Below are 12226 nucleotides of genomic sequence, written 5' to 3'. Positions count from 1 at the left end.
TGCAAATTAGAAAGAACAATCAGACCACATTAACTTCTTTATTAATTTTTTATGCTTTATTAAATACTAAATGCTCTTTCGATGATTTCGCGCTGTTGTTTGGTGTGCACTTTATGGTAACCGGTGGCCGGCGAGGCACTGGCTTTGCGGTAAATTCCATCTTGCAGAATATTTTTGTGCCGCAAGGCCCGTACCATATAAGCCCAATAGCCCATGTTAGAGGGTTCTTCCTGTACCCAATAAACCTTAGCGTTTTTATACTTGCTTAATTCGGCGTCCAGTTGGGTATGCGGGAACGGATGCAGTTGTTCTACCCGGATAACGGCTACGTCGGTCCGCTTGTTTTGCTGCTGATCTTCCAGCAATTCGTAATACAGTTTGCCGGTGCACAGTAATATTTTCGTAACCGCTTTTGGTTCGGCAAAAGCATCGCCGATTACTTCGCGGAAAGAACCGCTGGTAAAATCATCGAGCGGCGATACGCACAGCGGATGGCGCAGCATAGATTTCGGTGACATAATAATTAATGGTTTCCGGAATGGCCAGGCCAGTTGCCGACGCAGAATATGGAAGAAGTTAGCCGGGGTGGTTAAGTTGGCCACCACAATATTATATTCGGCCGAAAGCTGCAGAAAACGCTCCGGACGGGCATTGGAATGCTCGGGCCCCTGGCCTTCGTAGCCGTGGGGCAATAACATTACCAAACCGTTCATGCGCTGCCATTTACTTTCCGATGGCGTAATAAACTGGTCGATCATGACCTGGGCGCCGTTGGCAAAATCGCCAAACTGCGCTTCCCAGATTACCAGCGCATTGGGGTTAGCCATGGCGTAACCAAATTCAAAACCCGAAACACCGTACTCCGAAAGCAAAGAGTTATAAATTCTTAACTTTTCCTGGCTTTCATCAATATAATTTAAGCTGTTGTACGCTTCGTTGGTTTCAGCATCATGCAACACGGCGTGGCGGTGCGAGAAAGTACCCCGCTGCACATCCTGGCCCGATAAACGCACAATTTTATTTTCGAGCAGGATTGAGCCGTAGGCCAGCAATTCGGCAGCCGCCCAGTTTAAGCTGTTCTGGTTAAAGAACATGTCCTGCCGCTCTTTCAGTAATTTTTCAATTTGCTTCAGCGGTTTAAACCCGTTGGGTATGGTGCTCAAAGCTTTACCTACCTTCTGAATTACTTCCAGGCTCACACTGGTATCCGGCGATTTTTCAAAGTCGGTCGGCTCTGAGCGGCGTAATACCTGCCACTCCTTTTCCAGGTTCTGGAACGTGTAAGGCAATGGTTTCTGCTTAACCAGGTTCAGGCGATCCTGCAGCATATCGCGGAACTCCTTGTCCATTTTTTCGGCCAGTTGGGCATCTACTTCGCCGTGGCTAATCAGCTCTTTGTTGTAAATCTCGCGCGGGTTCGGGTGCTTTGAGATAAGGTTATACAGTTGCGGTTGGGTAAATTTCGGCTCGTCGCTTTCATTATGCCCGTGACGGCGGTAGCACACCATATCAATAAATATATCGTTATGGAAACGCTGGCGGTATTCGGTAGCAATACGCGCGGCAAATACCACCGATTCCGGATCGTCGCCGTTTATGTGAATTACCGGGGCATCAATAATTTTAGCCACATCGGTACTGTAAATACTCGAGCGGGCATCCTCAAAGTCGGTGGTAAAACCAACCTGGTTGTTTATAACAAAATGAATGGTTCCACCGGTTTTGTAACCATCCAGGTTCGACATCTGGGTTACTTCGTACACGATGCCCTGGCCGGCCAGAGCCGCGTCGCCGTGAATCAGGATAGGCAGAATGCACTTGTAATCGTTGGCGTACATCGAGTCTATTTTGGCCCGCACAAAGCCTTCTACCACGGGGTTTACCGCCTCTAAGTGCGAGGGATTGGGCGCCAGTTTCAGATTAACGGTGCCGCCCGATGGCGTTTGCACTTCGCTGGAAAAGCCCATGTGGTATTTTACATCACCGTCGCCCATGGTTAAGTCGGGCACGGCGGTACCTTCAAACTCGCTGAAAATCTGCTCGTAGGTTTTACCCATAATATTGGCCAGCACATTTAACCGCCCACGGTGTGCCATCCCAATTACTACTTCTTTCACGCCCAGTTCCGAGCCTTTATCAATAATAGCATCCAGGGCCGGAATAGTGGTTTCGCCGCCTTCCAGCGAGAACCGTTTCTGACCTAAGAATTTGGTGTGCAAGAAGTTTTCGAAAACAACAGCTTCGTTCAGTTTAGAAAGAATGCGTTTCTTATATTCTATCGAAGGGTTAAAATTCAGCGATTCGTGTTCAATCTTCTGTTTAAACCACTCCAGTATTTCCGGGTCGCGGATATACATATATTCGAAGCCGATGGTGCCTTCGTATATTTTCTTCAGGGCAGAGATAATATCGCGTAAGGTAGCCGGGCCAATGCCAATTACTTCGCCGGTTTTAAAAACGGTGTCCAGGTCGGCTTCGGTCAGGTTGAAATCTGCTAAATCCAGGCGCGCTTTGCGGTCTTTGCGCGGGCGCACCGGGTTGGTTTTAGAACGCAAATGGCCGCGGCTGCGATAAGCGTAAATCAGGTTACGCACCTGCACTTCCTTATCGGCTTCGCTGGTAACGGAAGGAGCAGCGGTTTCTTTTTTAGGTTCAGCTACCGCAGCGGCATGGCCGTTGCCACCATTACCATTGCTACCGGCATATTTTACCGAAAAATCGTAGCCTTCAAAAAATTTCCGCCAGCCAAAATCTACCGATTCCGGGTCCTGCTGGTAGCTTTTATATAATTCATCAATATATGCAGCGTGGGCATTTGCGATATAAGAATAATTATCCATCAGATTTCGTCATTTAAAATTCGGCAAATATAGATAAATATAAACTCCCTGTAAAATAAATATGCGCATAAGCAAATATGTAATGAATAATTCTTATATTCAGATAATTATTTACACTTGCTTATGAGCCGGAGAGCTTTCCGGTATTATCCGGATAATTCGGGTTTAACCATGAAAACAGCACATTAAGTAATTAACGCAAGGTTTACCGAAAGGATATTTTTTTCTGCCATTTTGTTTGTCCATTTCCGCATTTAAATAGCTTATTGCAGGTTTTAGTCTTATATATATCTCTATCACAGGCCTTCCCGGTCGAAATGGTGGACCGATAATTCGTTCGTAGTTTTGTTTTCGGTGCCGGGTCCCCAGGTAATATCGTTGCCATCGCGGGTATCAAAAACCACCGTTAATTTTTTACCGGGTCCTACCTGACCGTAATCAGCAATAGTATCTTCGCCTAAACCGCCCACAATATTTATTTTAATACTTTGCTCCGCTTTACCTCTTACCTCAAATATATCGGCCCCGGCCAGGCCATGCAACGTAATTTCTATTGTTTCGCGGTTCGTAAATATTCGGCTGTAATATAAGTCACGAATGGCGCCGGCATCTGTTAATCCATAAACCTTAACCAGTACCCGACCATTCGGCAGGCGCTTTATTTCAAATTTTTCGCGCTGGTCGGTGCCCGGAATTATCACGTGGCTCGCCAGCACCCGATAATATTCGGTTGCCACCTGCACTAAGTTCTCCCGCCGGCTTTTGAGCTTATTCATCAATTCGGCCCCGGTTAACATATAAACTGATGTAGGTAATAATTTTACGCTTGTTTCTATTACGGAGTCGGAAAGTTGTACCTGCAGTTGCTGGGCCAATGCTTTAAATTCTGGTAATGTTACCTCCGTAAGAGCCCGCTCATCTATAAAACTGGCATTTACGGTATAACTACTAACATCGGCTACCTGGTAATCGAAATGGCCAAACTTAGGCAAAGCAAAATCGCGGGTAAGTAACCACGGTACAAGGCCGTCCTGGTACAAGCTAAAAGCCTGGTCGCGGTCTTTGGGGATGGGCTTGTAAAGCACGGTTGAATCAGCGGGGTAAGCGGCCCAGGTCCATTGGCCTTCGTGCCGGTCCCAGTCGCCAATGTATAAATCAAACAGCCGACACCGGGCAAAAGCTTTTTCGTCGATACGATGCTTTTGGTTTTGGAATCGCCTATCGAGCATAACGCGGCTATCTACCAATTCCGAAGCCCCTTTTAACTGCGGCCACACTTGGGCGCTGTCGCCGTATTTTTCTTCGAGCAAAAATAATTTATTTCCCAGCCGGGCTTTGTACGGTTGCAGGCGGGCATCTGCCGCCGGAACAAAAACCACCTGCGGATTGGTATGGAAAATTCCGGCCGCATCGGCCAGCTTTCCTACTACCAAAGCAGCGTACGGGTGAGAAGCTGATATCTGGTCGTGCAACAGGTCAGCGAAAATAGTCCGGCGCCAGAACGGCGGCAGAATATTTACCGGGTCTTTATCTAACGAGCGGATTACCCAGGTTTGCCCGTTCGGCGCGATTAAACTTAAACTGGTGGTTTGCTGCCCCCCACCCAGTTTGCCCACGCGCATGCCCCCATTGAGCTGCGCCAGGTTTAAAACAGGCGCTTTTACCGGCGTGGTCCAAACATCGCGGTAATGCTGCCCCAGCAAAAACTCTCCTAACCGGCCCCGGGCATATTGCGCGCCGGCGCTGGCCCAAACAAAACCCGGCTCCGCTGCTTTCCGGAAAGAGGGCGGCGGTGTTTTTTGGGTAATGCCGGAGAAAAAAAATATTTTAACCAAGCCTACCACAAGCACGCCGGCTAAAATAAAAAGGAGTATTTTTTTACCCATTCGTGGTGTGTCGGCAGCGTTTTGCCTTTTGCAATGCAGTTTTTCGTTTTAACGGTGGCTATCTTTATCTAATGGACTTTCGCAAAATGGTTTTTTACATTGTAAATCCTCCCCCTTGCCCCCTCTGAAGGGGGACTTTGGATAATTTTGCGAAAGTCCTGTAATAAATAAAAATTTTGTATAGCCTGGCTTTCCAGACTTACTTTGTACGATATCTAAAATATTCTGTTAAACCATGCAACTCCAGCAAATTCATCATATTGCCATTATTTGTTCTGACTACGCCGTTTCCAAAGAATTTTACGTCGGGAAGCTGGGCCTGCAGGTAGTGCAGGAAACGTATCGTGCCCAGAGGCAATCTTATAAACTTGATTTAGCCCTGAACGGCTTATACCAGATAGAGTTATTTTCGTTCCCGGAACCGCCGCCCCGCCGGAGCCAGCCCGAAGCCTGCGGCCTGCGGCACCTGGCTTTTTCGGTAAAGGATTTAGAGGCCGCCGTGGCTGAACTAAACGAAAAAGGAATAATTACCGAACCCATCCGGGTAGATGAACTGACAGGTAAACAGTTTACTTTTTTTCAGGACCCCGATGGATTACCCCTGGAACTTTACGAGAGCTAACCCATTGGTAAAAGTTAAATCGGCGCGTATACCCCGATAAAATTTGTAATTTAGCCTCACTCCCTAAACCTGTTTTGTATGAAGCTTACATATTTGCTATTCCTGGCCGTCGGCAGTTTAATGCTGGCCGGCTGTTCTAACCAAAAGAAAACCGACCACCAAACCGAGGACACCACGGCCACCCTCGACGAAACCGCCGCACCTTTGCACCAGCGGCTGAACAAGTACGAAGAAGTAACCCTGACCACCGATTTAAATAAGCTAACGGCGAAGGAAAAACAAATGATTCCGTTGCTGATACAGGTGGCTAAAATAATGGATAGTATTTTCTGGTACGAAGCCTACGGCCAGCGCGACTCGCTACTGACTGCCATTAAAGACGGCGCCACCCGCCGGTTGGCACAAATAAATTACGGCCCCTGGGACCGGCTGGACAACAACGCGCCTTTTATTAAAGGTGTAGGCCCTAAGCCCGAAGGCGCCAATTTTTACCCGACCGATATAACCAAAGAAGAATTTGAGAAAGCCGACCTGAAAGATAAAAAGAGCCAGTATACCCTCCTGCGCCGCGACCAGAACGGCAAACTTATTACCGTACCTTATCACGTGCAATTTAAGGAGCAGGTAGAAAAAGCCGCTGATTTGCTGCGGCAAGCCGCCAGTTTGGCCGAAGATGCGGGTCTGCAGAAATATTTAACCTTACGCGCCGAAGCTTTATTAACCGATAACTACCAGCCCAGCGACCTGGCCTGGATGGATATGAAAACAAACACCATTGATTTTGTGGTGGGCCCGATAGAGGTGTACGAAGACAAATTATTTAACTACAAAGCCGCCCACGAAGCGTATGTTTTAATTAAAGACCAGGAATGGAGTAAAAAATTGGCCCGTTACGCGGCTTTCCTGCCCGAATTGCAGCGCGGCTTGCCCGTACCCGATAAATACAAAAAAGAAAAGCCCGGTACCGACTCCGACCTGAACGCCTACGATGTAATTTATTACGCCGGTGACTGCAATGCCGGCAGCAAAACCATTGCCATTAACCTGCCCAACGACGAAGAAGTACAACTGAAAAAAGGTACCCGGCGTCTGCAGCTAAAAAATGCCATGCGGGCCAAGTTCGATAAAATAATGCAGCCGATTGCCAATACCCTTATTGCCGAAGACCAGCGACAGCACGTAACCTTCGATGCTTTTTTTGCCACTACTATGTTTCATGAGGTAGCACATGGCTTGGGTATTAAAAATTTGGTAAACGGCCGGGGCACTGTGCGCGATGCTTTAAAAGAAAAAGGCTCGGCACTGGAAGAAGGCAAAGCCGATATTCTGGGCTTGTACATGATAAACCAGTTGCACCGGAAAGGCGAAATCCAGGGCGACATGAAAGATTATTACACTACTTTTCTGGCGGGCATCTTTCGGTCGGTAAGGTTTGGGGCGGCTAGTGCGCACGGACAGGCTAATATGGTGCGGTTTAACTTTTTTGCCGAGCATGGCGCTTTTGAGCGCAACGAAAAAAACGGTACTTACCGCGTAAATTATGCTAAAATGGAAGAGGCCATGAATAAATTGTCGGAAAGAATATTAACCTTGCAGGGCAACGGCGACTACGCCGGCGTGGGCCAACTCCTAACCGAGCAGGGCAAAATAGACAGTCGCCTGCAAGCTGACCTGGACCGCCTGAGTCAAGCCAATATTCCGGTAGATGTGGTGTTCGACCAAGGCGCCGAAGTACTTGGTTTATAGCCCTTCGTTTAAAAACAGGCAACCTAAAGGTGGTATAAATGCTGCTGCCGATAAATTTTTGCCAGCCTTTTTTTAGGCAGAATCAATGGCAAATGCGTTAATTATAAATATTAATTTACTTTAAACCCTTACTAACAAAATAAAATTATGGCAAAAAGCGCGCAATACTCCGGTATCTCCCCCGAAATTTATAACAACCTGCGTTCAAAACTATCCGGCTTTGGCATTAACCTGGCCGGCAACAACGGTCGCATTTCCGAGAAAGGTGTATCGGCCGAATACAATTACGATGAGGCTACGCAGACCTTGGCCGTCAATAATGTAAACGTTGGGTTCCCGGCCAGCATGATGTACAGCTCTGATAAAATATTGCAGAAAATAGGCGAAGAAGTAAGAAGTGCCGGCGGTACTCAGGTAGCCTGATTTAGCACTTTATAGATAAATCTGGTTAAAATTGGTTAGCCACGGTCTATAGTTTTACGTATAGCAAAATCTGTCAGATAAACCCATAGCGGTAACTCTGCAACAAAACGGTGCTATAAAAAGTAGAAAACACTAAACTAAATTTAAAATTATGGATCAAGCTAATAATACTTCACTTGTACAACCACAGGATTTATCGCGGGCTTTCGAAAATGTGATGCACGTATTTAAAGACGGTAATTACGAAAAACTACCCGATTTACTGCAAGATACCGGTCACTTACTAATGAAAGCCAGTAAAAAACTAACGCCCCGGCAGATGGTTTTAGCGGTAGCTGCGGTGGCAGTGGTAACCATTTTTGTGGTGGCCCGGGCTGCTGATGATAATGACGAGCACCACCAGGCTGCTTAAAAACAACTGATGTTTTAGATAAAGGCCTCTGTCGCTATTTGCCGGCAGGGCCTTTTTTCATGATTAACCTAATTACAGGCTGATGTCTGGTTACCAAGCCGCATAAGTTCAGTGATAAGTTCACAACAACACTAAACATTATTCCGGAAGTGTCTAAGCCTGTTTATCCTCCTGTTGTTCCAGAATAATATAATCGGCCGATGCCCGGTTTAAGGCGATTGGCACATTATTGATAACAGCCGTACGGATTAAGGTTTGAATGTCGTGCTCATGGCCGTGGGGATTTTCCGAATCAATAAAGAAAATAACTTTGTCTACTTTCCCCTTCAGGATTTTAGCCGAAAGCAAAATGTCGCCGCCGCTGGGCCCGTGACCAAACGGCTTCACTTCTAAGCCTAGTAAGCTATTAATTAATTTGGCTGTATTAGAAGTCCCTATTAAGGTGTAGTGTTGCAACAGTTCGCGGTGCTGTTTGGTCCATTCCAGCAATTCGTTTTTTTTCTCGTTATGGGCAATCAGGGCAATGGTTTTCATAGCAGGCAGGTTAGTATAGTAAGCACAGTTTCAGCTTAAAATAAACATTAGTTTGCAAACGAAAAACACTTCTGATACGGCCGGTAAAACTTACCCGTTCCGGGAATATTAAAAAATAATGGTGACAGGTTTAAGTCGTTTGGGTAAGTTTTCGTTAAGCAGCAGCCTTATATAACTTATATATGATTTTTTTGCTTGTATATTCATAACAGTTTCTACCAAATTTAATATTTGGGTTAACAACTCTTATCTATCTTCTTTCCTGAATAGTTGCTTAACGGTCTTGTGCATGAGGCGTACGATGCCGTCGGCAGAAGCATGCCTTATGCACCTTGTTATGTGGCATTTTACTTCTTACAAATGCTTAAGCTTTACTAATGTAAATCATATATGCAATAATGACTGGGGGCAGAATTATTAGTAGATGATATATGAAAGCTGTGTATATATAGTATTTAATTTTTATAATAAATACATCAAAGCCATTCAGCTTATGGTATCTGGCCTTTGATGTTTTGAATATTTGGTGGTCAATTGGGTCATGATTCTCATGTTTAGCTAAAATATCTTGGTATGCATCCGCAATTTGAATAGTAAACTCTTCTCGCTTTTTATCTGTAACATCGTTAGTCAGCGTTTTGAAAATCCTAAGCCGGTTATAAATTCTAGATAGCTCTAAAGAACAGTCATGATACTCTTTGGATTTTCGATTGTAATCTCTTGAATTCTCAATTAATGTAAAAACTAAAAGCAGTATAGAGAGACAAGTAACCGAAAAAGCAATCACATTTTCATTTATTGCTGTAGAGTTATAAAGGTTATAAACAGATAATAAACCAACTGCAATTAAATAAACTGAGAATAAACTTGTACAAAGATTTGATAGCCTAGATATCTTAATAAGTCGTTGGCTTGCATTAAATCTAGCTCCCTTTGTTGACCAAATTTTATAATTAAGCTCCTCAAGAAAGGTCTTATCAAGATAATCTAAGTACGATTTCTCTTTCTTCTCTGATTTTGGTTCCATTATAATTTAAATGCCCATAACGGGCCGCTTATATGCCAAGCCCATAGGAAGCCAGGTTTTAATTTATATTGTGTTAGGCGAAGGTGTTATAATTTTTGTACAATATTCTTTTTTTCTATTGCCAACTTATTCAAAACCATCAAAATACAACTAACAGTCAACGATGATAATATCATTATAATCGGCTCTTTCTGAATCAATCCTTGCTGCCAAAAAATAATTAAAATTAAGACATTTATAAAAAAAGCAGTAATGGCAGGCAAAATTGTTTTCTTTATGATTTGGTGAGTTAATAAGAACAGCAATACATAAGGAACAATTGTTAGAAGAATCCTTGTTATCCCATATAACATCAATCCATCAGCATTAATGTCACTGGTTCCCTTAACTGCTATAATCCAGTAAGACAGAAAGGATTCACAGATACTTTGTAAAAAGCAAAATAATACTCCAAATCCAATTGATTTAATCATTGCAATCCATCTGTTTAAACTTACGCTCAACAGCCTCGTGCATGAGGCGTGCAAGGCCGTCGGCCGTAGCATGGCTTATGCACAATATTGGGCTTAGATTTTCTTATTTATAATTAGTGTTTTCCCAAATTAACAACCCGTCAATATTTTGGATTTCTAACTTTTCCTCTTGGTTTATTTTTTTGAGTCTTTTGCCAAATTCCAATAACTCAGCTTTTGTCTTTTCTACAGCGTTTCTTAGTGCCTGCAAATCAATTGTTAATCTCGTGGCGGGAGGGGGCGGCTGAAACGGCTCGTCAAATTCTTCAACGGAGAAATCTAGTGTTAACGAGTTTTGGCTAAATTCTATCTGCGGCGCTGGGTGCCCCTCATAGTAAGATTGGCTGCCTTTCGAAATCCTTTCCCAGTACTCAATATCCGCCAAACCCCCGCAACATTGAGGGAAGAACTTTTCCTGTCCATTGACTTTTAGAACATATCCGCCAAATAAAGCGCTCACTTGAGGTCTGTCATATTTCCCGTCCCTAAAGTCTTGAGTATGGTCTTTTACAAGCTTAGTCAGGTTACTTTCTGAAACGTCGCAAAGTTGATACAAAGATGAGCCTGGCAAATAAGGAGTTAATTTATCCTTGAAGCCCGCTCTCAGATAAGATTCCTCGTGATACTTGTCCCAAAGTTCTGAGTTTTCCCAGTAGGGATACTTCTCAGGCACAGCAGTGCCTGATTATTGTACCCAAACTCTATAACTGGAATCAACTCGACTTTCATATTTTTAACTTACGCCCAACTATTATGTAAACGAACCACTAGCGTTTAGCCGTCCATTTCCTAAGGTATATACACCACTAGCTTTTATCTATTTATGGTGAAATAATAAACGTTCCTAACAATATAGTAAACCAGCTATAAAGCAGCAAGCATAAAATAAAAAAACCGGGAATTTCCGGTTTTTTTATTTTATGCCCCGAATATTCTACCTTGAAGCGGAGAATTTGTAAGCAATAAAATCAACTAGCTGTTATTAAAAATAAATTGCTTACCCTTTAGCTTTCGCCGGCGCTTTAGCTTTGTTCATTTGCTCCCAGCGCATCAGGCCTTCAATAAAATAATAATCGGCGTAATTCAGGGGCACATCTATTTCGGAGTTGCCGGGTAGGTGGCCGGTAGAATGCATCAGAATAAAGTTGTTGTTGGTGTTGGCTTTGGCCAGGTAAGCCGGCGAAGCTAAACTGGCTAACATTTGCGAAGCGGCCTTTTTGTAGGCTTCGCCTTTGGCACCGGAATATTTGCTCAACTCCAGTAAACCCGAGGCGGTAATGGCCGCGGCGGAAGCATCGCGGGGCAAATCGGTCCGGGCGGGGGCATCAAAATCCCAGTATGGTATCTTATCGGCCGGTGTATTTTTGTGATTGATAAAGAAATCGGCAATGGCTTGCGCTTGTTTCAGGAAACGCGGGTCTTTGGTTTCGCGGTAAGTAACGGTGTAGCCATATAAGCCCCAGGCTTGGCCGCGGGCCCAGGCCGAAGCATCGGAATAGCCCTGGTGGGTAGTTTTCTTGCGTACCTGGCCGGTTACTGTATCATAATCTACTACGTGGTAGCTGCTATAATCGGGGCGGAAATGATGTTTAAGCGTAGTTAAGGCGTGGGTGGTTGCCACGTTGGCATAAATGGGGTCGCCGGTTTGTTTGGAAGCCCAGTACAGCATTTCCAGGTTCATCATGTTATCAATAATTACGGGGTAATCCCATTTATCGCGGTTGTGGTCCCAGGACCGGATAACGCCGGCTTTTTTATTAAACCGGGTAATCAGCGATTTAGAAGCCTGGATAATAATGTCTTTGTATTTCGGGTCTTTGGTGAGGCGGTAACCGTTGCCAAAGCTACAGAAAATCATAAACCCTAAATCGTGGGTGCCTTTGTTAAACTGTTCTTTTTCTAAGCCGGCTGTCCACTGGCGTGCCAGCGTTTCCCATTTTTTATCTTTGGTATATTCGTACGTTAGCCACAACGAACCGGGGAAGAAACCGCTGGTCCAGTCGCGCGAAGCAGTAGTGGCAATGGTACCATCTTTTTTAGTAGAACGGGGATATTTGGTTAAGTCGGTGTTGGTTTTGGCCATGTTAGCTAAATGCACCTGAACGGCCTGCATAGCGCTTTTAACCGGTACGGAAGCATATTGTACAAAAGCAAAAATGGAAATCAGGCCGAGCACGGCCATAAGTTTATAAGTAATCTTCATGATGGATTTGGTAAATAATTT

The 12226-nt window shown here is 44.6% G+C and carries 11 protein-coding genes; 4 read left to right on the top strand and 7 right to left on the bottom strand.

Annotated features, from left to right (window positions below; genetic code table 11):
- Positions 1–59: 59 nt before the first annotated feature.
- Both AAE02nite_RS02480 and AAE02nite_RS02475 read right to left on the bottom strand, forming a co-directional pair.
- The gene (locus AAE02nite_RS02480; RefSeq protein ID WP_146894866.1) at positions 60–2840 is read right to left on the bottom strand and encodes a 2-oxoglutarate dehydrogenase E1 component; all 2781 of its coding nucleotides are present in this window, start codon (positions 2838–2840) and stop codon (positions 60–62) included.
- A gap of 296 nt (positions 2841–3136) precedes the next feature.
- Positions 3137–4726, bottom strand: a complete 1590-nt coding sequence (locus AAE02nite_RS02475; RefSeq protein WP_146894865.1) for a hypothetical protein — start codon at positions 4724–4726, stop codon at positions 3137–3139.
- A gap of 235 nt (positions 4727–4961) precedes the next feature.
- Here AAE02nite_RS02475 and gloA2 point away from each other — a divergent pair, with 235 nt between their 5' ends.
- The 4 genes from gloA2 to AAE02nite_RS02455 all read left to right on the top strand — a co-directional run bounded on the left by gloA2 (position 4962) and on the right by AAE02nite_RS02455 (position 7929).
- Entirely contained in the window at positions 4962–5348 is a 387-nt protein-coding gene (gene gloA2, locus AAE02nite_RS02470; RefSeq protein WP_146894864.1) for an SMU1112c/YaeR family gloxylase I-like metalloprotein, read from the top strand.
- 78 nt (positions 5349–5426) lie between these two features.
- Positions 5427–7094, top strand: a complete 1668-nt coding sequence (locus AAE02nite_RS02465; protein WP_146894863.1) for a DUF8614 domain-containing protein — start codon at positions 5427–5429, stop codon at positions 7092–7094.
- 147 nt (positions 7095–7241) lie between these two features.
- Positions 7242–7517, top strand: coding sequence for a hypothetical protein (locus AAE02nite_RS02460; protein WP_146894862.1), 276 nt, complete (start codon positions 7242–7244; stop codon positions 7515–7517).
- 151 nt (positions 7518–7668) lie between these two features.
- The gene (locus AAE02nite_RS02455; RefSeq protein ID WP_146894861.1) at positions 7669–7929 is read left to right on the top strand and encodes a hypothetical protein; all 261 of its coding nucleotides are present in this window, start codon (positions 7669–7671) and stop codon (positions 7927–7929) included.
- Between the two features lie 153 nt (positions 7930–8082).
- Here AAE02nite_RS02455 and AAE02nite_RS02450 read toward each other — a convergent pair whose 3' ends face one another.
- From AAE02nite_RS02450 to AAE02nite_RS02430, 5 genes are all read right to left on the bottom strand, one after another.
- A complete protein-coding gene (locus tag AAE02nite_RS02450; protein WP_146894860.1) occupies positions 8083–8463 on the bottom strand; it encodes a methylglyoxal synthase in 381 nt (126 codons plus the stop codon).
- Positions 8464–8827: 364 nt separating this feature from the next.
- Positions 8828–9490 carry an SLATT domain-containing protein gene (locus AAE02nite_RS02445; protein WP_146894859.1) on the bottom strand — a complete coding sequence of 221 codons (663 nt, stop codon included), beginning with the start codon at positions 9488–9490 and terminating at the stop codon, positions 8828–8830.
- An 86-nt stretch (positions 9491–9576) separates the two neighbouring features.
- A complete protein-coding gene (locus tag AAE02nite_RS02440; RefSeq protein ID WP_146894858.1) occupies positions 9577–9963 on the bottom strand; it encodes a hypothetical protein in 387 nt (128 codons plus the stop codon).
- Between the two features lie 103 nt (positions 9964–10066).
- On the bottom strand, positions 10067–10675 hold the full coding sequence (locus AAE02nite_RS02435) for a hypothetical protein (RefSeq protein WP_218033431.1): 609 nt from the start codon (positions 10673–10675) through the stop codon (positions 10067–10069).
- 324 nt (positions 10676–10999) lie between these two features.
- A complete protein-coding gene (locus tag AAE02nite_RS02430) occupies positions 11000–12205 on the bottom strand; it encodes a glycoside hydrolase family 88 protein (protein ID WP_146894857.1) in 1206 nt (401 codons plus the stop codon).
- Between the last annotated feature and the right edge of the window lie 21 nt (positions 12206–12226).

Source organism: Adhaeribacter aerolatus (assembly GCF_007991635.1).
In the GTDB taxonomy this organism is placed as follows: domain Bacteria; phylum Bacteroidota; class Bacteroidia; order Cytophagales; family Hymenobacteraceae; genus Adhaeribacter; species Adhaeribacter aerolatus.
This window is presented reverse-complemented; position numbering and strand designations above follow the sequence as displayed.